The sequence below is a fragment of the Agromyces sp. NPDC056523 genome (genome assembly GCF_042794545.1).
GTDB lineage: Bacteria > Actinomycetota > Actinomycetes > Actinomycetales > Microbacteriaceae > Agromyces.
The window spans coordinates 688760-708883 of record NZ_JBHTTM010000001.1 but is presented as its reverse complement, the minus strand read 5'-3'; the positions used below and the strand labels follow the sequence as shown (position 1 = coordinate 708883).

Below are 20124 nucleotides of genomic sequence, written 5' to 3'. Positions count from 1 at the left end.
CGTCGAAGGGTCAGATGAGGTACTGGCTGAGGCCGCGCTTGAGGAACTGCCCGTGGCCGGCCGCGCCGGTGAACGCGTCGTCCTCGACGACGACCCGGCCGCGGCTCATGACCGTGTCGACCTTGCCGTCGATCTCGTAGCCCTCCCACGCGGAGTAGTCCATGTTCATGTGGTGGGTCTTCTCGAGCCCGATCGAGGTGTGTCCCTTCGGGTCGTACACGACGATGTCGGCGTCGGCGCCGGGCTGGATGACGCCCTTCCGGCCGGAGAGGCCGAACATCCGAGCGGGCGTGGTGCTGGTCAGCTCCACCCAGCGCTCGAGCGTGATCTCGCCGGTCACGACCCCCTGGTACATGAGGTCCATGCGGTGCTCGATCGAGCCGATGCCGTTGGGGATCTTGCGGAAGTCGCCGAGGCCGAGCTCCTTCTGGTCCTTCATGCAGAACGGGCAATGGTCGGTCGAGACCATCTGGAGGTCGTTCGTGCGCAGCGCCTGCCACATCGAGTCCTGGTGCCCCTCGGCGCGGCTGCGGAGCGGCGTCGAGCACACCCACTTGGCGCCCTCGAAGGCGCCCCATTCGTCGCTCTTCGCGCCGAGCTGGTCCTCGAGCGAGAGGTAGAGGTACTGCGGACACGTCTCGCCGTAGACGTTCTGGCCCTTGTCGCGCGCCCACGCGAGCTGCTCGACCGCCTGCTTCGCCGACACGTGCACGACGTAGAGCGGCGCGCCCGTGAGCTTCGCGAGCATGATCGCGCGGTGGGTGGCCTCCTCCTCCATCTCCCAGGCGCGGGCGATGCCGTGGTAGTACGGGTCGGTCTTGCCCTGCTCGACGAGCTGGGCGGCGAGCACGTCGATCGCGGGACCGTTCTCGGCGTGCATCATCGTGAGCATGCCGGTGTCGCGCGACACCTGCATGGCCTTCAGGATCTGCGCGTCATCCGAGTAGAAGACACCGGGGTAGGCCATGAAGAGCTTGAAGCTCGAGACGCCCTCGTCGGGGAGCTTCTTCATCGCCTCGATCGACGCCTCGTTCACGTCGCCGACGATCTGGTGGAAGCCGTAGTCGATCGCGCAGTTGCCACCGGCCTTCTCGTGCCAGGCCGCCAGTCCGTCTTCGAGGCGCTGGCCGTAGGTCTGCACCGCGAAGTCGATGATCGAGGTCGTGCCGCCGTGGGCCGCCGCGATGGTGCCCGACTCGAACGTGTCGGATGCCTCGGTGCCGCCGAACGGCAGCTGCATGTGCGTGTGCGCGTCGATGCCGCCGGGGATCACGTACTTGCCGGTCGCGTCGATGACGCGGTCGACGGATGTCGCGACATCCGTACCCAGCAGTTCGCTGCCGGGCTGCAGCACGGCGACGATGCGCTCGCCGTCGACGAGCACGTCGGCCTCGACGCGCCCGGTCGCGCTCACCACGGTGCCGCCGGAGATGAGGGTGGTCGTCATTTCGCTCGCTCCTTCGCGACTCGTCGTTACGGCTTGGGGATCGACTTGTACGACTCCGGGCGGCGGTCGCGGTAGAACTGCCAGGCGTTTCGCACGTCGCGGATCTTGTCCATGTCGAGGTCGCGGATGACGACCTCCTCCTCGGAATCCGAGCCGTAGCCGCCGACGACGTTGCCCTGCGGGTCGACGAACTGGCTCGATCCGTAGAAGTTCACGGCGAGCTCGCCGTACTCGTTGTCCTCGAGTCCGACGCGGTTCGGCGCCCCGATGAAGTAGCCGTTCGCCGCGGCCGCCGCGGGCTGCTCGATCTCCCAGAGGCGGGCCGAGAGGCCGGGCTTGGTCGCGTTGGGGTTGAACACGATGTGCGCGCCGTTCAGTCCGAGCTCGCGCCATCCCTCGGGGAAGTGCCGGTCGTAGCAGATGTACACGCCGATGGGCCCGACCGCGGTGTTGAAGACCGGATAGCCGAGGTTGCCGGGGCGGAAGTAGAACTTCTCCCAGAACTTGTCGAGGTGCGGGATGTGGTGCTTGCGGTACTTGCCGAGGATCGTGCCGTCGGAGTCGACCACGACCGCCGTGTTGTAGTAGACGCCGGGATGGTCCTCCTCGTAGATCGGCAGCACCATGACCATGCCGAGCTCCTTCGCGAGCGCGGCGAAGCGCTGCACGATCGGGCCGTCGGCGGGCTCGGCGTAGTCGTAGTACTTCACGTCCTCGGTGATGCCGAAGTACGGACCGTAGAACAGCTCCTGGAAGCAGATCACCTGTGCGCCCTGCTCCTTGGCCTGCCGGGCGAACTGCTCGTGCTTGTCGAGCATCGACTCCTTGTCGCCCGTCCAGGTCGTCTGGGTGATGGCTGCTCGAACGATCGTCATGGTGCCTCCTGAGTCGGTCGGCGCCGTTGCCGCCCGCCCGGACAGGCGTGGAACTAGTGCCTGCCGTGCGTGCCGCGACGCCGAGGGGTGGTGCCGAGGACCGGCGTCGGCTGGGGACCGGCGACGGAGGAGCGGGCCACGCGACCCGTTCTGTTATTCTTCGGCGTGAACATTTCCCTTGTGTTTCCGATTGTGACGCGGTGGTTAAACATCCTGTCCCTTGATGCGTGAGGAGGCAATGGTGCGTTCAGGTGGTCGTGTGGATGTCTCGGAGTTGACGGCGCTCGCCGCGTTCGCCGACACGACCCCGCGCGGCATCGCGGGCGACCTGGCGCGACTGGTCAACAGCGGCGAACTGGCCGCCGGCGTGCGCCTGCCCACCGTGCGGGAGCTGGCCTCCGAACTGAGGGTCAGCCCCGCGACCATCAGCCAGGCCTGGCAGGCGCTCGCGCGCGCCGGGCTCATCGAGTCGCGCGGCCGCGCCGGCAGCTACGTGCGCCGCGACGCCGCCGACGGGCCGGCCATGCGCATGCGGGGGATGGCGGCACCCGACGACCCCGTGCGCCTGGACCTCTCGCGCGGCACGCCTGACCCCCTGCTGCTGCCGCCCCTCGGTCCGGCGCTGTCGCGCGTCTCGGCCCGCGCGGACGTCGGCAGCTACCAGGCCGAGCCGGTGCTGCCCGGGCTCGCCGCCGTCCTCCGCGACTCCTGGCCCGGCCCGGCCGAGTCGATCGTGGTCGTCGACGGCGCGCTCGACGCCATCTCGCGCACGCTCGAGCAGGTCGTGCGCTTCGGCGACCGGGTCGTCGTCGAGCACCCCTGCTTCCCGCCGTTCCTCGACCTGCTCGACCTGCTCGGCGCCGAGGCCGTGCCGGTCGCGATCGACGAGCACGGGATGTCGCCGGAGGGGCTCGCGTCCGCGCTGCGTCGGCGACCGTCGGCCGTGGTGCTGCAGCCGCGCGCGCAGAACCCCACCGGGGCGTCGATGAACGCGTCGCGTGCCTCGGCGCTGGCGGACGTCATCCGCTCGGCCGTCTCGGACCACGGGATCGACCCCATCGTGATCGAGGACGACCACTCGGGGCAGATCTCGACCGCGGGCGACGTGTCGCTCGCCGCCCACCTGCCCGACCGGGTCGTGCACGTACGCAGCTTCTCGAAGTCGCACGGCCCCGACCTGCGCATCGCCGCGGTCGGCGGGCAGCGCGAGCTGATCGGCCGCATCATGGCGCGGCGCATGCTCGGTCCCGGTTGGACGTCGCGCATGCTGCAGTCGATCCTGCTCGACCTGCTGACGGATGGCGCGGCCATCGACGCCGTCGCCGAGGCGCGGCGGGCGTACTACACGCGGCAGCGCGCGCTCGGCGATGCGCTACGGGCGCGTGGGGTGGCCGTGGCGCACGCGGACGGGATCAACCTGTGGATGCCGGTGCTGTCCGAGCGGTCGACGCTCGTCCAGCTCGCAGCGACGGGGATCCGGGTCGCCGGCGGCACGCCGTTCCTCGCGGCCGCGAACGGGTCGCCCGTCGCGGGAGCGGCGCGCCGCGGCGCCGGCCGGGAGTTCGTGCGCGTGACCGTCGGCGTGGTGCGCGAGGACGCGGCATCCGTCGCCGACGCGCTCGCGAGTGCGGCGCAGCACCTCGCGGCCGGCGGCTACTGAGTCCCGCGGACGACTCCTCCGCAGTCCACCACCCTCGTGGGGCGGTCAGGCGTGGTCGACTGCGGAGTATCGGCGCGATGCTCAGGCGCGGGTCGCGTTCGGCGCCTTTGCGTAGTGGTCGGGCGTCACGGTGAGCTCGGCCTGGCCCGCGGTGATCGAGCGCAGGTCGAGCACGTAGCGTGCGAGCTCGGCCTCGGGTACATGGGCGACGACGCGCGCGCGACCGTCCTCGGCCGACTCGGTCGCGTGCACGCGGCCGCGACGGCCCGACAGGTCGGTCAGCACGGCCCCCTGCAGGTCGTTCGGCACCGTGACGGTGACCGAGGCGACCGGCTCGAGCACGACCGTGCCGGCCTCGGCGAGCGCCGCCTTGACGCCGATCGAGGCTGCCGTGCGGAAGGCCATCTCGGACGAGTCGACGGAGTGCGACTTGCCGTCGAGCAGCTCGACGCGCACGTCGACGACGGGGTGACCCTGCGGCCCGCCCCCGGCGAGGGCGTCGCGCGCCCCGCGCTCGACCGCCGGGATGTACTGCCGCGGCACCGCCCCGCCCGTGACCGAGTCGACGAACTCGAACCCGTCACCCGGCGAGAGCGGAGACAGTCGGAGCTGCACCACGGCGAACTGGCCGTGCCCGCCCGACTGCTTCTTCAGCTTGCCCTCGACCTGGGCGGTGCCGGCGATGGTCTCGCGGTACGCCACGGGCGCAGGCCCCGTCGTCACGTGCACGCCGAACACCCGGGCGAGCCGCTCGACCGCGACGGCGAGGTGCGTGTCGCCGAGCCCCCGCAGGATGGTCTTGTCGCCCGTGCGCTCGAGGACGAGCGTCGGGTCCTCCGCCACGAGCCGCCCGAGCGCCGCCGACAGCTTCTCGTCGTCGGACTGCGACGCCGGGTCGAGCGTGACCGCGTACACGGGGGCCCGCGACGGCAGGCTCGCGGGCCGGGCAGTGCCACTCGCTCGCGACCACAGCACCGAACCCGATGGCGACCCCACGAGCTTCGCGACGGCCCCGACCTCGCCCGCCGCGAGCGTCCCGGCCGTGAGGTGCTCCGCGCCGCGCAGCTTGAACAGGCCGTGGATGCGCTCGTCGACGCCCGTCGTCGCGTTGCGGAGCTTGTCGCCCGTGCGCAGCGTGCCCGACAGCACCTTGAGCATCGACACCTGCCCGACGAACGGGTCGGCCACGGTCCGGAACACGTGCACGACGAGCTCGCCGCTCGGGTTGGGAGCGACCCGGGTCTCGGTGCCGCCGCCCTCCTCGACGGAGCCGCCGATGATGATGCGGCCGTCGTGGTCGAGCGACGACGGCGACAGCTCGCAGATCAGGTCGGCGACGCGGTCGATGCCGGTTTCCGTGACGGCCGAGCACACGAGCACGGGCACCGCCTCCCCGCTCGCGACCTCGGCCGCGAGCGTGCGCTCCAGCTCGCGTACGGGCGGCTCGTTGCCCTCGAGGTACGCCTCGAGCTGTGCGTCGTCGTGCGAGACGATGTCCTCGGTCACGTCGACGTGGAGCTGGTGTTCCTCGGCCTGCGCCTCGGGCGGCAGCGGCTCGTCGTGATGACGCCCCTCGCCGTCGTACACGAGGGCCTGCTCGCTCAGCACGTCGGCGATGGAGGTGAACGCCTGCTCCTCGCCGAGCGGCAACTCGAGGGGCCACAGGTGCTCGCCGAACGCCGCTCGCAGGTCCGCGAGCACGCGCCGGAAGTCGGCCCGCGCCTTGTCCTCCTGCGTGATCACGACGATGCGCGGCACGCCTGCCGCCTCGGCGGCCGACCACGCGAAGCGGGTGCCCGCGGTGACGCCGTCGACCGCGCTGACCACGATCAGCGCGACATCCGCGACCGACAACGCGGCGTCGACGCCGCCCACGAAGTCGGGATGGCCCGGCGCGTCCGCGAGCGTGACGCCGTACGCGACGCCGTCGGGACCCGTCCAATCCACGTAGGCGAGCGAGAGCCCGAGGGTCGTGCCTCGCGCGATCTCCTCGGGCTCGTGGTCGCAGACAGTCGTGCCCTGCTCCACGGTGCCCACCCTCGGGATGGCACCGGCCCGATGCAGCAGCGCCTCCGCGAGCGTGGTCTTGCCCGAACCTGCCCCGCCCACCAGGGCGATGGTGCGGTGGGTGGCAGTCGATGCCGAGTTCATGAGGCCTCCCGCGACGTTGCGGATCTCCGTCAGTCCATCCATCCTGACCCTGTCGCGCCCGGAATGCCAGAGGGTGCGGCGGCTACCCGACCATCGAGCGGCGCTCGGCGACGAGCGCGAGGGTCTCCGGGACGATCCGGGCGCCGAGTTCTGCGATGAGGGCCTCGTCGTCCCCGGTCACGACGAACGTGTCGACGCCGTGCCGTGTCGCGAGCTCGGCGAGCGAGTCGGGTCGGGTCAGGTCGGGTCCGACGTTGAGCAGGCGCCGGATGTCGCGCGGCTCGCGACCCGCGGCGATCGCCGCCTCGTCGATCACGGCGTGGCCCGCGTCGAGCGAGGCGGTGGCGCCCTCGAGCCGCGACAGCGAGGGAAGCCATCCGTCGGCGGCTCGTCCCACGAGCCGGAGTCCCTTGGGGCGCAGCACGCCGAGCCAGATCGGGATCGGCCGCTGCACGGCCGCGGGTCCGCGCTTGGCCCCGCGGATGGGGTGGTGCACCTGGTCGAGGAAGACGCCGCCCGAGGCATCCGTGTCGAGCAGTTCGCGGATGGCGGCGATGGCCTCGGCGAGCGCGTCGCCCGACTCGGCGGACGTCCGCACCGGCGCGCCCATCGCCTCGGCGGCGTACGCGAAGCCGCCGGCGCCGAGGGCGAGCACGACGCGCCCGCCGGTGAGCAGGTCGAGGGATGCCGCGGCCCGCGCCAGCACGGCCGGTGGCCGCAGTAGCAGGTTGTGCACGTTCGCCGAGATGCGGATGCGGCTCGTGCGCGCGCCGACCCAGCTCATGAGCGTCCACGTGTCGAGAAACCGGGGCTGGTAGGGGTGGTCCTGGAAGGTCACGTACGTGAGGCCGGCCGCCTCGCTCGCGAGCGCGAGCGCGACCGTGCGTTGGGGGTCGAGCGCCGACGGCGTGATGAAGGTGCCGAACTCGATGGGGCGACCGTAGTCGGGCATGCCGTCACGCTACGCCACGCCTTGCCGCGCCACGGCGTGACCTTCGGCCCGCGTTCGGAGCGCCATCCGCTGGACGCTGCTGACGGAGGGACGGAGACGGGATCATGGGCGAGGCCGAGGCGTGGATCACGCGAGGCGACGGACGGCTCGAGCGCGCCCCGATCGCCGTACCCGAGCCCGGAGCCGGGGAGCTCGAGGTCGACGTCCTGGCTTGCGGCGTGTGCCGCACCGACCTGCACGTGATCGACGGCGAACTGCCGCCGCATCGCAGCCCGGTCGTGCCCGGCCATCAGGTCGTCGGCCGGGTGACGGCGCTCGGGCCGGGCGTGCGCCGCGCCCGCGTCGGCGACCTCGTCGGCATCGCGTGGCTGCGCTCGACGTGCGGGGCGTGCGCGTGGTGCCGCTCGGGCCGCGAGAACTTGTGCCCCGATGCCACGTTCACCGGATGGGACGCCGACGGCGGCTACGCGTCCATCGCGACCGTCCCGGAGGCGTTCGCGTACGCGCTGCCGGCGGACGCCGACCCGCTCGCCGTCGCCCCGCTGCTCTGCGCGGGCATCATCGGGTACCGCGCGCTGCGCCGCGCCAACCTGCCGGCCGGCGGACGGCTCGGACTCTACGGCTTCGGGTCGAGCGCGCACCTGACCGCGCGGCTCGCGATGGCCCAGGGCGCGACCGTCTTCGCCATGACGCGCGGCGAGGCGAACCGCGCGCTCGCCCGCGAGCTCGGACTCGACTTCGTCGGCGACGAGCGCGAGGCGCCGCCCGAGCCGCTCGACGCCGCGATCGTCTTCGCACCCGCGGGCGGGCTCGTGCCTGTCGCACTCGAGGCGACGACGCGAGGTGGCACGGTGGTGCTCGCCGGCATCCACATGACGGACGTGCCCGCAATGACGTACGGCGACCACCTCTTCCTGGAGCGCGACCTGCGGACGGTCACCGCCAACACGCGCGGCGACGGCGACGAGTTCCTGCGCGTCGCGCTCGGGCTCGGGCTGAGCCCGTCCGTCACGCCGTATCCGTTCGAACGGGCGGATGAGGCGGTCGACGACCTGCGCAGCGGTCGGGCGTCGGGGTCGCTCGTGCTCGTCCGCCGCGACGCCGCGTCCGAGCCCACGCCGCCCCGGAGGTAGCGTGGAGCGGTGAAGATCACGGTGCTCGCGGGCGGCGTCGGGGGTGCACGATTCGTGCGCGGACTCCGAGCGGCCTGCGCGAGGCGATGGCCCGCGACGGGGGCGGATGGCGCGACCGGCGTCGACGCGCACGAGGTCGGCGTCACGACCTCCGCCGACGTCACCGTGGTCGTCAACACCGGCGACGACCTGTGGCTCGCGGGCGTCCGGCTCATGCCCGACTTCGACTCGCTGCTGTACGCCCTCGCCGGCGTGAACGACGCCGAGCGCGGCTGGGGACGCGCGGGCGAGAGCGAGCGCGTGGCCGGCGAACTGCGCGAGTGGGGCGTCGGCTGGCCGTGGTTCACGCTCGGCGACCTCGACCTCGGCACGCACCTCGCGCGCACGTCGTGGCTGCGCGACGGGCTCACGCCGTCGCAGGTCGGCGAACGGCTGCAGCGCCGCTGGCCGCTCGGGGTGCGGCTCATCCCCGCCACCGACACCGAGGTCGACACGTGGGTGCGGATCGACCCCGCGCACCCCGACGCCGCGGGCCGCGACGCCATCCACTTCCAGGAGTGGTGGACGAGGTACCGGGCGTCGATCGCGGCACTCGGATTCGAGCAGCGGAATCTCGAAGCTGCGCGCCCCGCACCCGGCGTCGAGGCGGCGATCGCCGAGGCCGACACGGTGCTGCTGGCACCGTCGAACCCGGTCGTGTCGATCGGCACGATCCTCGCGATCCCGGGCGTGCGCGAGGCCCTCGCGGCGACCGCGGCGCCTGTCGTCGGCGTCTCGCCGATCATCGGCGGCCGGGTCGTGCGCGGCATGGCCGACGCGTGCCTCTCGGCGATCGGGGTGGCGACGGATGCCGCGGCCGTGGCCCGGCACTACGGCGCCCGCGTCGACGCCGACGCCGACCCGGCAGCGACGCAGGGGCTGCTCGACGGCTGGCTCGTCGACGAGGCGGATGCCGCGGTCGTGCCCGAGCTTGTCGAGTCGGGAATCATGGCGAGCGCGGTTCCGCTGTGGATGCACGACGTCGACCGCGCGGCGGACCTCGCCGATGCGGCGCTCGACCTCGCGTTCCGCCTCCGCACCGACGACTGACGCGCGCCGGCCCGAGGACCGTTTCCTCCCGCTGACTCAGTACCGGAGTACCGGAGTACCGGAGTACCGAAGTACCGGGGATCGTGCAGTGGAACGTGCTTCGCGCGCGCCGATGGCGGATCGGCATAGACTGTCGCCAGACCGCCGGTTCGGATTGACCGGTCGGGCCGGCCCGGGTTTGGGCCGCGAGTCGCCGACATCGCTCGGATCCCCGCATTCGCACGCCACCCGGAGGTTCCATGCCCACCCGTCCCCCCATTCGACGTCGTACCACCGCGGCCGCCGCCGCTCCCGCCGCGGTGCTCGTCGCCGCATCCGCCCTGCTCGTCCTCGCCGGCTGCGCCGGCGGCGCCGCGGGCGACGGCGCCGAAGCTCCCGCCGACGGGGCGACCGGGGGCGCCGCATCCGGCCACCCGCTCATCGTCGACAACTGCGGCACCGAGGTCACGTTCGAACAGGCGCCCGAGCGGGTCGTCACGATCAAGTCGTCGACGCTCGAGCTGCTGCTCGCGCTCGGACTCGAGGATCGGATCGTCGGCGCCGCCTTCACCGACGGGCCCGTGCCCGACGAGTTCGCCGACGCGGCGGCGGGCATCGAGGCCCTGTCCGACAAGGTGCCCTCGCAGGAGGCGACGCTGGCGGCCGAGCCCGACCTCGTCTTCGCGGGCTGGGAGTCGAACCTGACCGCCGAGGGCGCGGGCGACCGCGCCACGCTCGAACAGCTCGGCGTGCACACGTACGTGGCGCCGGCCGCCTGCCAGGGCGAGGGCTACCGACCCGACCCGCTCACCTTCGACGGCGTCTTCGCCGGGTTCGAGGAGGCCGGCGCGATCTTCGGCGTCGCGGATGCCGCGGCCGACCTGGTCGCGGAGCAGCGCGCCGCGCTCGACGCGATCGAGCCGAACGACGAGGGTCTCACCGCGCTCTGGTACTCGTCGGGCGACGACCAGCCGTTCGTCGGCGGCGGCACGGGCGCACCGCAGATGATCATGGATGCCGCGGGCCTCGAGAACGTCGTCGGCGACGTGCAGGACTCGTGGACGACGCTGTCGTGGGAGGCCGTCGTCGACGCCGATCCCGACGTGATCGTGCTCGTCGACGCCGCATGGAACACCGCCGAGTCGAAGATCGCGAAGCTCGAGGCCAACCCGGCGACCGCCGCCATGCCCGCGGTGCAGCAGGGCCGGTACGTGATCGTCGACTTCCCGGCGACCGAAGCCGGCGTGCGCAACGTCGACGCGGTCGACTCGATCGTGGGGCAGCTCGAGGCGCGCTGATGACCCTGCAGGCGAGCACTTCGTCGGATGGCGCGCAGCGCCGTCCGGTCGGACGGGTCCGCCGCGGCACGGCGAGCACGGTCGGCGTCGGCCTCGCGCTCGTCGCCCTGCTCGCGGCATCCGTGGTGCTCGCCGTGACGATCGGGCCGGCCGGGCTCGCTCCCGCCGACGTGTTCGCGTCGATCGCCGCGCACCTCGGCTTCGGCGAGCCGACGCTGTCGCCGCTGCGCGACGGCATCGTGTGGGAGCTGCGCATGCCGCGCGTACTCACCGCCGCGGCGGTCGGTGCCGGGCTCGCGATCTGCGGCGTCGTGATGCAGGCGCTCACGCGGAACCCGCTCGCCGACCCATACCTGCTGGGCCTCTCGTCGGGTGCGTCGGTCGGCGCGGTCGTGGTGCTCGTGCTCGGCATGACGATCGCGCTGCCGGTGGCGGCCTTCGCGGGTGCGCTCGCCGCCCTCGCCGCGACGCTCGGCCTCGCCCGGGGCGCCGGCGGACTCAGCCCCACGACGACCGTGCTCGCCGGCCTCGCCGTCTCCGCGGTGTTCGGCGCGGTCACGAGCCTCGTGATCTTCTGGAGCGCGACGAACGACAGCTACCGAGAGATCCTGAACTGGCTGCTCGGGTCGCTCTCCGGCGCCGACTGGCCCGCGGTCGCGCTGGCCGGTTCGGCGCTGCTCATCGTGGGCGTGCCGCTGCTCGCGACCGGGCGCACGCTCGACGCCTTCGCGTTCGGCGACACCGCGGCATCCGCCCTCGGCGTGCACGTACCGCGAACCCGGGCGCTGCTGCTCGTCGCGACCGCCCTGCTCACGGGCGCGCTCGTGGCGGTCAGCGGCGCGATCGGCTTCGTCGGGCTGATCCTGCCCCACGCGGTGCGGCTCGTGGTCGGATCGCGGCACCGCGCGCTGCTGCCCCTGTCGGCGCTCGCGGGCGCGGTGTTCCTGATCTGGGTCGACACGGGCGCCCGCACGCTGTTCGATCCGCGCGAGCTGCCCGTCGGCATCCTCACCGCCCTGGTGGGCGGGCCGGTGTTCGCGGCGCTCATGCTGCGATCGCGGAGGGCGTCGTGAACGGCCGGCGGGCAAGCGTGGCAGGTGCCGACGCACGGGCCGGCACCGGCCTCGAGGCCTCGCGGGTGCGCTTCGCGCGCGGCGCGCGCCTCATCGTCGACGACGTCGACATCACGGTCCCTCGCGGCGCGGTCGGCGCCCTGCTCGGACCGAACGGTGCCGGCAAGAGCACGCTGCTGCACCTCATCGCGGGCGTCGAGAACCCGGATGTCGCGGCGCTCACGCTCGACGGCGACGACCTCGTCGCACTCCGCCGCCGTGAGCGGGCACGACGCATCGCGCTCGTCGAACAGGACGCGCAAGCGCCCGAGGGCCTCCGCGTCGACCACGTCGTCGGCCTCGGACGCGTGCCGCACCAGTCCGCGTGGGGCGGCGACTCGGCGGGCGATCGCGAGGTCGTGGGGCGCGCGCTCGTCGCGGCCGGCGCGTCTTCCTTCGCGCACCGCAGGTACGACGAGCTCTCGGGCGGCGAGCGCCAGCGCGTGAACCTCGCCCGCGCCCTGGCGCAGGAGCCCGAGCTGCTGCTGCTCGACGAGCCGACGAACCACCTCGACATCCGGGCCCAGCTCTCGACGCTCGAGCTGCTGCGACGCCTTGCGGACGACGGGATGAGCGTGCTCGCGGCGCTGCACGACCTCTCGCTCGCGGCCTCGTACGCCGACCACGTCGTCGTGCTCGCGAACGGCACGGTGGTCGCGTCCGGCGCGCCCGCCGAGGTGCTCACTGCCGAGCTCATCCGCGCGGTGTGGGGCGTCGAGGCGCACGTGCTCGTGCATCCGACCACCGGACGCCCGCTCATCGCCTTCGCCCCGTCGGCCGAGCGCGCGGGGGCGTCGAACGAGGGGCTCCCCGTCGGCTGAGCGGCCGCGCATTTTGCCACCTGAACGCGGCATACCGGGATGTCGCCTCACGGCCTATGGTGCACTCAACGGGGTCGTCCCGATCGACCCGGCGCGCTGGTCCCTACGCGCGCCATGAGGAGGGGAACATGGCTCTCGGTTTCGCGCGTGCGCTCACCGCCGCCGCGCTGCTGGCCCTGGTCGTCCAGACGGGCATCGCCGGTCCGGCCCAGGCTCGGACGGACATCGCGAACGCAACGGTCGCGACGCAGTCGCAGACCGCGGTGGCGGCCGCAGCGGCCGACACGACCAGCCCGATGGTCCTCGAGAACCGGAAGCCGGGAACGTCCGCATGGCGGATTCCGGCGGCCGGGAAGGAGATCGGTGCCGACACGGTGAGCCCGATCAAGGGCTTCATGTCGGCGACGAGCGTCGACACCGGCGAACCCATCGACCTCAAGGTCAGCGTCGCGACTGCGGGGAACTTCGAGTACGGCGTCTACCGGATGGGCTGGTACCAGGGCCTCAGCGGACGGCTCGTCACGAAGGGGACCGCGCCCGGAGTCAAGCAGGCCGCATGCCAGATGAACGCGAGCACGGGAATGCTCACCTGCCCGTGGAACTCCACGCTCACGTTCGACACCACCGGCTGGATGTCCGGCATCTACCTCGTCGTGCTCACGCAGGGCAAGTACCAGAACTGGGCCCAGTTCGTGGTCCGTGACGACGCGCAGCAGGGCGCGATCGTCGCGATGCTCCCCGTCAACACGTTCCAGGCGTACAACAACTACCCCGAGGGCGCGGGCAAGAGCCTGTACGAGTTCAACTCCACCGGGGTGAAGACCGTCGCCGGCACCGTGCGCGCGGTCAAGGTCAGCTTCGACCGGCCCTACAACTGGGCCGGCGTGAGCCACAAGGTGTGGGAGCCGATCTGGACCGCCGGCTACCTCGAATCGCGCGGCTGGCCGGTCAAGTACGTCACGAACATCGACCTCGACCGCGATCCGTCCATCGCCACAGGGCAGGCAGGCCTGCTCTCGCTCGGCCATGACGAGTACTGGACGGGCGCCATGTACACGGCCGCCGAACAGACCAGGGATGCCGGCGTCGACCTCGGGTTCCTCGGCGGCAACGACGTGTTCTGGCAGGTCCGCTACGAAGCGGCGGCCGGCGGTGCGGACCGGCGGGTCGTGGTCTGCTACAAGATCAATTCGCTCGATCCGGTGACGACGCTCGCCAACAAGACCATCCTCTTCCGCGACATCGGGCGGGCCGAACAGCGCCTCATCGGCGTGCAGTTCGACCTGCACGGCGAGATGACGCCCGCGGCCGACGCATCGTGGGTCGTGCAAAGTCCCACGCACTGGGCATATCGGGGAACAGGGCTGACGACCGGTTCCCGCCTGCCGTACCTGGTCGGTGGCGAAGTCGACCGGTTCATGTCGAACTACGCTGCGCCGACCGCGACCTCGCGCAACATCCTGGCTCGGTCACCGATCGTGGACGTGCACGGACACGCCGGCACGGCCGAAGCGTGGATCTACCGGGCGCCATCGGGCGCCGACGTGTTCGGCGCGGGCACCTGGCGCATCAACCAGGCCCTCGGGGGCATCGGCAAGTACGACAACATCCCGATCCGTACGTTCATGGGGAACATCCTCGCGAGGGCGAGCGAATTCCAGCTTTCGGCCACCTTCGATCGCGACGGCGGCGCAGACCGCTACGAGACCGCCGTGCTCGTCTCGCGTCGGCACTTCGACACGACCGGCGGCACGGTCGTCATCGCGACGGGCAGCAACTTCCCCGATGCGCTCACCGCGACGCCGGTGACCCGTGGCGAAGGCCCCGTCCTCCTCGTCGCCACGAACACGATCCCTGCGGTCGTCAAGGAGGAACTGACGCGCCTCGCGCCGTCTCGGGTGATCATCGCCGGCTCGGCATCGGTGGTCAGCGACGGGGTCGCCGCGGAGATCGCCGACCTGACCGGGGCCACGGTGGAACGCCGAGGGGGCGCCAACCGCTACCAGACGGCTGCGCTGCTCTCGGCCGCGACATTCGAGCCGGGAGTGCCGGTCGCATACGTGGCCACGGGACTCGACTTCCCGGACGCGCTCGCGGCCGGATCAGCCGCCGCAACCCTCGGTGGTCCGGTCCTGATCAACCAGGGCGACTCGCTCGTTCCTCCCACGCTCGCCGAGCTGCAGCGCCTCAAGCCGCAGCGGATCGTCGTGGTGGGCAGCTCGGCGGTGGTCAGCGACGCGGTGTTCACGCAGTTGCGCTCCCTCGCGCCCGAGGTCGTTCGCCTTGCCGGCCGGGATCGGTACGAGACCTCCCGCGCGATCACGCGCGACCTGCACGGCGTGTCCGAGGCACCGACCGCCTACCTCGCGACAGGACTGGACTTCCCCGACGCCCTCGCAGCGGCCCCGGCCGTGGCGTCGACGGGTGGCGTGCTCGTGCTGGTGAATTCAGCGCTCGGCCCGGGTGCCGCCGAGGAGATCGTCCGGAATCGGGTGAGCGAGGTCATCGCGATCGGCAGTGCCAGTGTCGTTTCGAACGCGGTGATGAGTCAGGCGAAGGCGCTGTTCGACTCCGTCGCGGACGCCGACGCACGAATCGCGCCGGCTCCCCCCGCCGAAACCGTCGATCCGCCTGATGACGCGGTGGTGGCGCCTGCGCCGCCCGCCTCGTCCGACGGCCTGACGTTGGAGTCGAGCGACGCCCGGAAGGTCGACGACCCGCACGACATGGTCTGGTTCCAGCCGCGGTACGGCGGCTGAGCGCTCGCACTGCAGCTCGCGCGGTGCGCGAGCTGCAGGCGTAGCGTGAGGGCATGGGTGAGCTCAGCGAGGCACGGCGCGACCTGCTCGAATCGGTCGCGGACGAGTTCCTGCACAACGCGTGGGCCGGACGGCGGCTCGTGGCCGTCGAGGCCGCGGCCGAGGAGGACGCGGCCCGGTTCGCCGACGACCTCGCGGCGGTGCTCGTCGCGCGCGGCCTGCCCGCCGTCCGCCGCTCGGTGGGCGACGTCGACGAGGCGACGCTGCGCCGCGACACGATCGATCCGTTCCGGGATGGCGCGCTGCCGGGCGCGGAGGGCGGCGACACCATCCTCGTCGTCGACGGACGGCGCCTGCTGAACCAATCGGTGCGCGGCATCTGGCACTTCGCGATCTGGACGCTTCGAGACGACGAGCTGCCGCACGGGTCCGTCGACGTGAACATCGACGTGAGCGACGAGTCCGCGCCGACACGCTACTTCTACGACCTCTGCAAGCTGCCGCCGAGCTTCGGCGAGCGCCGCGCCGACCCGTCGATCCCCGCCGTCGGGTCTAGGGCATGAGCGGGCGCGGCACTCCGGTCACCACGGCCGATGAGCTCGAGGCGATCATCGGCACGCCGATCCCGCGCGTCGCCGAGAAGGTTCGCGAGCGGCTGCACGAGGTCGATCGCGAGTGGCTCGCCGCGGCATCCCTCGCCTTCGTCGCGACCGGCGACGAGCATGGCCGCCTCGACGTGTCGCCGAAGGGCGACCCGGCCGGCCTCGCGCTCGTGCTCGACGACGCGACCATCGCGCTCCCCGAGCGCCCCGGCAACCGCCGCGCCGACGGCTTTCGCAACATCCTGCGCAACCCGCAGGTCGGGCTGCTCTTCGTGGTGCCCGGCCGCGCAGACACGCTGCGCATCAACGGCCGCGCGACGATCGTGCGGGACGCGCCGTTCCTCGACGACATGGTCGTGAAGGGGCACCGCCCGACGCTCGCGCTCCTCGTCGACATCGACGAGGTGTTCTTCCACTGCTCGAAGGCGTTCCTGCGCGCGCAGGCGTGGCGGCCCGAGACCTGGCAGCCCGAGGCGGTGCGGCGCCGCGCGCTCATCGCGAAGGCGATCGAGCAGCCCGAGGCCGAGATCGCGGCGCTCGACGAGTACTACGGGCCGACGTACGCCGAACGTATCTACCGCTGACTTCGCTCTGCCATGCTCGGAGCATGGCGATGCCGACGGTGCCCGACCGCGTGCGCTGGGCGGTCGGCGTGCTCGATCCCCGACCCGGCGAGCGCGTGCTCGACATCGGGTCGGGCACGGGCGCGTCCGTCGACGCGGTGCTCGAGGCGGTCTGGGCGACGGATGCCGCGGGGCGGCCGTGCATCATCGCGATCGACCGGTCCGCGGACGCCGTGTCGCGGATCGAGGCGCGCGTCCGTCGCGCAGTCGACTCGGGCGATATCCGCGTGCTGCGCACCGCACTCGCCGACCTCGATCCCGCGCACGGCCCGTTCGACGCCGCGTTCTGCGTGAACGTCAACGTGTTCTGGACCTCCGCGGCGGTACCCGAGCTGCGCGCCCTCGCGCACGCGCTGCGACCGGGTGGGCGACTCCTCGTCGCCTACGGGATCGGCCCCGTGCCGCTCGCGGACGCCGGGCACCTCGACGGCGTCACGGCCGCGATGCGCGCGACCCCGTGGTTCGCCGTCCGCGACCGGCTCGAAGCCGAGCACGGGTCGGGCATCCTCGCCGAGCGCACCGACGTCGACGCGCGCGACGGCTGACACGTGCCCGGCCCGGGCGCGCCATCCGCTACGACAGGATGTCGCTCGTCGCGAACCGCCACGCCGCCGCCCCGCCGAACACCGCCAGGTAGGCCGCCTGCACGAGCGCGTTGTCGATGAACGGACCCCACGTGGGCGGCGAGCGCAGGAACGCGTCGAAGTCGAACCAGCGATCGGTGAACAGCCACGGATGCAGCCATTCGAGCTGCGGGATGGCGCCGGCGATCTGCGTCGCGACGGCGAGGATCGCGGTCGCCGCCATGGCGCCGACCGGCACGACGGTGAGGGTCGATGCGAACAGGCCGATCGCGCTGAGGCCGAGCATCGACACGGCCACGAAGGCGCCGATCGCGAGGACGCGGAGCAGCCCTTCGCCGACCGAGACCTGGCCGCCGGAGAGGAGCGTCACCGGGCCGATCGGGAAGAGCACCCACCCCACGAGCGTGCCGACGACCACGAGCGTGAGCGCGCCGGCGAGGCAGAAGGCCGCAGCGACCAGGTACTTCACCACGAGGAGGCGCATGCGTCCGGCCGGCGCGATGAGCAGGTAGCGCAGCGTGCCGTGGCTCGCGTCGCCGGCGATCGCGTCGCCCGCGACGACCGAGATCGTGAGGGGGAGGAAGAGCGGGGTGGCGACGACGAGCGCCGTGAGGCTGACGAACAGCCCGTTGCCCGCGATCTGGTCGAGGAACGCCGGGCCGCGGCCGGGTGAGGCACCGCCCGCGACCCGGATCGCGATGCCGATGAGGATCGGGATGAGGGCGAGCGCGGCGAGCATCGCCCAGGTGCGCCATCGTCGGAAGATGGTGAGCAGCTCCGACGCGAGGAGCGAGAGGCCGACGGCCGGACCAGCGGTCGGCAGCTCACCCGACGACATCGAAGCCCTCCCCCGTGAGTTCGACGAAGCGCTGCTCGAGGCTCTCGCGCCGCACCGCGAACCCGCGCACCCGGACCCCGTCGGCGACGAGCGCCGCGACGATCCCATCGGGTTCGGGCGCGTACTCGCCGAGCACGGCCGACACCACCGCGTCGCCGTCGGCACCGACCGCCGACCCCGCACCATCCGTCACGAGGCCCAGCCGGGCGAGTACCGCCCGCGCGCGGCCGGGATCGGGGGTCAGCACCTCGGCGCGCGACTCCCCCGAGCGCCGGAACTCCTCGAGCGTGCCCTGCGCGACGAGCCGCCCGGCGCTCATCACGCCCACGTCCGTGCAGAGCTGCTCGACCTCGGCGAGCAGGTGGCTCGACACGAAGACGGTCGTGCCATCGGCGGCGAACGAGCGGATCAGCGAGCGGACCTCGCGCGTGCCCTGCGGGTCGAGCCCGTTCGTCGGCTCGTCGAGCACGAGCAGGTCTCGCGGCATGAGCAGGGCGTTCGCGAGCCCGAGCCGCTGCTTCATGCCGAGCGAGTAGGCGCCGGCCTTCTTGCGGGCCGCGTGGGCGAGGCCGACGCGATCGAGTGCCTCGGCCACGCGCGCGCCGCGCGTCGCGCGCGCGGCATGGCGATCGGCCGCATCGAAGCGCCGCAGGTTCGACGCGCCCGAGAGGAACGGCGCGAACGCCGGTCCCTCGACGAGCGCGCCGACCCGCGGCAGGACCGCGTCCAGGTGCCTCGGCATCTCGGACCCGAGCACGCTCGCCGTGCCATCCGTCGCCCGCACCAGGCCCAGGAGCATCCGGATCGTGGTGGTCTTGCCGGAGCCGTTCGGGCCCAGGAACCCGTACACCGCCCCTTGCGGGACCGCGAGGTCGATGCCGTCGACCGCGGCCTGCGCGCCGAAGCGCTTGGTGAGCCCGTGCGTCTGGATCGCGAGGTCGCTCACCGGCGGCCCGTCAGCGACCCGACCCGGCAGCGGCGTATTCCACGAGCGTCTCGACGGGCACCGACCCCGCGAGCACGCGCCCGTCGTCGGTGAGCAGCACCGAGACCAGCGAGGTCTGCAGCGCGCGTCCGCCGTCGACCGGCGTCGTGAGGGCCTCGAGGGCGGCGGATGCCTCGGCGAGCGCGTCATCGGACGGTCCGGCCGCCCCATCGCCCTCGGCCGCGTGCTGCTCCGCGATCGCGGCCATCGCCGCCGCGGCATCCAGCTCGACGACCGTCGCCCAGCCCTCGCCGTGCACCACGGGGTCCGGCACGTCGGGGGCGACCTCGTCGTCGCCCTCGGCGTGCGCCTCGGCCTTCCACTGCGCCAGCTCGTCGGCGGTCGGGATCGGCAGCTCCTGCTCGGCTACGGTCATGTCGCCCGCCGGCTCGAACGCGAAGACCGACGGATCGGGCGCCGAGAAGTCGACCTCGGTGAAGCCGACCGAGAAGGCCGGGGCGGATGCGTCGCGCGCCGTGATCGACGCGGACAGCGCGGCGCCGGTCTCTCCGTCGACCGCGAACCGCAGCTCCCCCACTAGGGTGTCGGCGGTCCGGGGCACGAGCACGAGCTCGTACGCCTCACGACCGGCGACGCGCCCGTCGGTCCCGACGGAGACCTCGGTGGTCCCGTCGAGCCGATCGAGCGCGCGGTCGAGCAGCTGCTGGGGGGACGGCAGCTGCTCGCCGTCGGGAAGCTCGGCCTCGGCGTCGAGCTGCTGGAGGTCCGTGCCCTCGGGCACGGTCAGGCGGGTCGCGGTGTTCGTCTCCGAGTCGACGAACCAGGCCTCATCGGGGCCGAGGTAGACGTTCCGCTCAGCCATCCGGTCGAGCACCTGGAGGCGTGCGTGGTCCTCGTCGAGGTACACGTTCGCGTCGTAGCTGCCGGTCACGAGCGAGATGAGGTCGTCGAGCTCCGCGGCGGTCGAACCATCCGCTTCGCCCCCGCCTCGGCCGCCCGAGATGCCCGACAGGTCGGGCAGGCCCAGCTCGGACCGCTGCGAGACCGTGCCCGAGAGGGCGTCGACATCGCTCGAGCGCGCGAACGCGATGAGCTCCTCGACGCTCTTGTCGGGCAGGTCGACCGACGCGGTCGCCTGCATCGGAACCAGCACCGCCGCTGCGATGGCGACGGGCACGCCGACGGCGGGGATCACAACGCTCGGACGGAAGCGGTTCGGCCCGGTGGTGCGTGGGCTCATGTGCTCAGGCTACGC

At 72.5% G+C, this 20124-nt stretch carries 17 protein-coding genes; 10 read left to right on the top strand and 7 right to left on the bottom strand.

The features are described from left to right. Positions 1-10: 10 nt before the first annotated feature. On the bottom strand, positions 11-1447 hold the full coding sequence (hydA, locus tag ACFQ58_RS03410; protein ID WP_376949549.1) for a dihydropyrimidinase: 1437 nt from the start codon (positions 1445-1447) through the stop codon (positions 11-13). A gap of 26 nt (positions 1448-1473) precedes the next feature. Next, positions 1474-2322: a nitrilase-related carbon-nitrogen hydrolase gene (locus tag ACFQ58_RS03405; RefSeq protein WP_376949547.1), complete on the bottom strand. Its 849-nt coding sequence runs from the start codon at positions 2320-2322 to the stop codon at positions 1474-1476. A 223-nt stretch (positions 2323-2545) separates the two neighbouring features. Between ACFQ58_RS03405 and ACFQ58_RS03400 the strand changes: the two genes are divergently transcribed. Further along, on the top strand, positions 2546-3982 hold the full coding sequence (locus ACFQ58_RS03400) for an aminotransferase class I/II-fold pyridoxal phosphate-dependent enzyme (RefSeq protein ID WP_376949545.1): 1437 nt from the start codon (positions 2546-2548) through the stop codon (positions 3980-3982). Positions 3983-4063: 81 nt separating this feature from the next. On the opposite strand, the gene ACFQ58_RS03395 is transcribed toward ACFQ58_RS03400, so the two are convergent. Together ACFQ58_RS03395 and ACFQ58_RS03390 are read right to left on the bottom strand one after the other, a co-directional pair. Continuing rightward, positions 4064-6175 (bottom strand): elongation factor G, encoded by a 2112-nt coding sequence (locus ACFQ58_RS03395; protein ID WP_376949543.1) that lies wholly within the window; start codon positions 6173-6175, stop codon positions 4064-4066. Between the two features lie 40 nt (positions 6176-6215). Next, the gene (locus tag ACFQ58_RS03390; RefSeq protein ID WP_376949541.1) at positions 6216-7085 is read right to left on the bottom strand and encodes an LLM class flavin-dependent oxidoreductase; all 870 of its coding nucleotides are present in this window, start codon (positions 7083-7085) and stop codon (positions 6216-6218) included. Positions 7086-7189: 104 nt separating this feature from the next. Here ACFQ58_RS03390 and ACFQ58_RS03385 point away from each other — a divergent pair, with 104 nt between their 5' ends. The 9 genes from ACFQ58_RS03385 to ACFQ58_RS03345 all read left to right on the top strand — a co-directional run bounded on the left by ACFQ58_RS03385 (position 7190) and on the right by ACFQ58_RS03345 (position 17046). Continuing rightward, a complete protein-coding gene (locus ACFQ58_RS03385; RefSeq protein WP_376949539.1) occupies positions 7190-8218 on the top strand; it encodes a zinc-dependent alcohol dehydrogenase family protein in 1029 nt (342 codons plus the stop codon). 9 nt (positions 8219-8227) lie between these two features. Next, a complete protein-coding gene (cofD, locus tag ACFQ58_RS03380) occupies positions 8228-9307 on the top strand; it encodes a 2-phospho-L-lactate transferase (protein ID WP_376949537.1) in 1080 nt (359 codons plus the stop codon). Positions 9308-9546: 239 nt separating this feature from the next. After that, entirely contained in the window at positions 9547-10584 is a 1038-nt protein-coding gene (locus ACFQ58_RS03375) for a putative F420-0 ABC transporter substrate-binding protein (RefSeq protein WP_376949535.1), read from the top strand. Continuing rightward, the gene (locus tag ACFQ58_RS03370) at positions 10584-11657 is read left to right on the top strand and encodes a putative F420-0 ABC transporter permease subunit (RefSeq protein WP_376949533.1); all 1074 of its coding nucleotides are present in this window, start codon (positions 10584-10586) and stop codon (positions 11655-11657) included. The genes ACFQ58_RS03375 and ACFQ58_RS03370 overlap by 1 nt, the downstream gene beginning before the upstream one ends. Positions 11658-11674: 17 nt before the next feature. Beyond that, positions 11675-12517, top strand: coding sequence for an ABC transporter ATP-binding protein (locus tag ACFQ58_RS03365; RefSeq protein ID WP_376949531.1), 843 nt, complete (start codon positions 11675-11677; stop codon positions 12515-12517). A gap of 128 nt (positions 12518-12645) precedes the next feature. Further along, a complete protein-coding gene (locus ACFQ58_RS03360) occupies positions 12646-15276 on the top strand; it encodes a N,N-dimethylformamidase beta subunit family domain-containing protein (RefSeq protein WP_376949529.1) in 2631 nt (876 codons plus the stop codon). A 53-nt stretch (positions 15277-15329) separates the two neighbouring features. Then, positions 15330-15839, top strand: coding sequence for a hypothetical protein (locus ACFQ58_RS03355; protein ID WP_376949527.1), 510 nt, complete (start codon positions 15330-15332; stop codon positions 15837-15839). After that, positions 15836-16462, top strand: a complete 627-nt coding sequence (locus ACFQ58_RS03350; protein WP_376949525.1) for an MSMEG_1061 family FMN-dependent PPOX-type flavoprotein — start codon at positions 15836-15838, stop codon at positions 16460-16462. The genes ACFQ58_RS03355 and ACFQ58_RS03350 overlap by 4 nt, the downstream gene beginning before the upstream one ends. Before the next feature lie 23 nt (positions 16463-16485). Next, positions 16486-17046 (top strand): SAM-dependent methyltransferase, encoded by a 561-nt coding sequence (locus tag ACFQ58_RS03345; protein ID WP_376949523.1) that lies wholly within the window; start codon positions 16486-16488, stop codon positions 17044-17046. 28 nt (positions 17047-17074) lie between these two features. Here ACFQ58_RS03345 and ACFQ58_RS03340 read toward each other — a convergent pair whose 3' ends face one another. Genes ACFQ58_RS03340 through ACFQ58_RS03330 form a run of 3 tightly spaced genes read right to left on the bottom strand, consistent with a single transcriptional unit; the run spans position 17075 to position 20109 of the window. Then, positions 17075-17923: an ABC transporter permease gene (locus tag ACFQ58_RS03340; RefSeq protein ID WP_376949521.1), complete on the bottom strand. Its 849-nt coding sequence runs from the start codon at positions 17921-17923 to the stop codon at positions 17075-17077. Next, entirely contained in the window at positions 17910-18869 is a 960-nt protein-coding gene (locus ACFQ58_RS03335) for an ABC transporter ATP-binding protein (RefSeq protein WP_376949519.1), read from the bottom strand. Before ACFQ58_RS03335 ends, ACFQ58_RS03340 begins: the two co-directional genes overlap by 14 nt. Positions 18870-18879: 10 nt before the next feature. Then, a complete protein-coding gene (locus ACFQ58_RS03330) occupies positions 18880-20109 on the bottom strand; it encodes an outer membrane lipoprotein carrier protein LolA (RefSeq protein ID WP_376949517.1) in 1230 nt (409 codons plus the stop codon). Between the last annotated feature and the right edge of the window lie 15 nt (positions 20110-20124).

Excerpts from the sequence above, each read along its gene's own strand:
- hydA (WP_376949549.1), bottom strand. The coding sequence starts at position 1,447 with ATGACGACCACCCTCATCTCCGGCGGCACCGTGGTGAGCGCGACCGGG.
- ACFQ58_RS03405 (WP_376949547.1), bottom strand. The coding sequence starts at position 2,322 with ATGACGATCGTTCGAGCAGCCATCACCCAGACGACCTGGACGGGCGAC.
- ACFQ58_RS03400 (WP_376949545.1), top strand. The coding sequence starts at position 2,546 with ATGCGTGAGGAGGCAATGGTGCGTTCAGGTGGTCGTGTGGATGTCTCG.
- ACFQ58_RS03395 (WP_376949543.1), bottom strand. The coding sequence starts at position 6,175 with ATGGATGGACTGACGGAGATCCGCAACGTCGCGGGAGGCCTCATGAAC.
- ACFQ58_RS03390 (WP_376949541.1), bottom strand. The coding sequence starts at position 7,085 with ATGCCCGACTACGGTCGCCCCATCGAGTTCGGCACCTTCATCACGCCG.
- ACFQ58_RS03385 (WP_376949539.1), top strand. The coding sequence starts at position 7,190 with ATGGGCGAGGCCGAGGCGTGGATCACGCGAGGCGACGGACGGCTCGAG.
- ACFQ58_RS03375 (WP_376949535.1), top strand. The coding sequence starts at position 9,547 with ATGCCCACCCGTCCCCCCATTCGACGTCGTACCACCGCGGCCGCCGCC.
- ACFQ58_RS03370 (WP_376949533.1), top strand. The coding sequence starts at position 10,584 with ATGACCCTGCAGGCGAGCACTTCGTCGGATGGCGCGCAGCGCCGTCCG.
- ACFQ58_RS03360 (WP_376949529.1), top strand. The coding sequence starts at position 12,646 with ATGGCTCTCGGTTTCGCGCGTGCGCTCACCGCCGCCGCGCTGCTGGCC.
- ACFQ58_RS03355 (WP_376949527.1), top strand. The coding sequence starts at position 15,330 with ATGGGTGAGCTCAGCGAGGCACGGCGCGACCTGCTCGAATCGGTCGCG.
- ACFQ58_RS03350 (WP_376949525.1), top strand. The coding sequence starts at position 15,836 with ATGAGCGGGCGCGGCACTCCGGTCACCACGGCCGATGAGCTCGAGGCG.
- ACFQ58_RS03345 (WP_376949523.1), top strand. The coding sequence starts at position 16,486 with ATGGCGATGCCGACGGTGCCCGACCGCGTGCGCTGGGCGGTCGGCGTG.
- ACFQ58_RS03340 (WP_376949521.1), bottom strand. The coding sequence starts at position 17,923 with ATGTCGTCGGGTGAGCTGCCGACCGCTGGTCCGGCCGTCGGCCTCTCG.
- ACFQ58_RS03330 (WP_376949517.1), bottom strand. The coding sequence starts at position 20,109 with ATGAGCCCACGCACCACCGGGCCGAACCGCTTCCGTCCGAGCGTTGTG.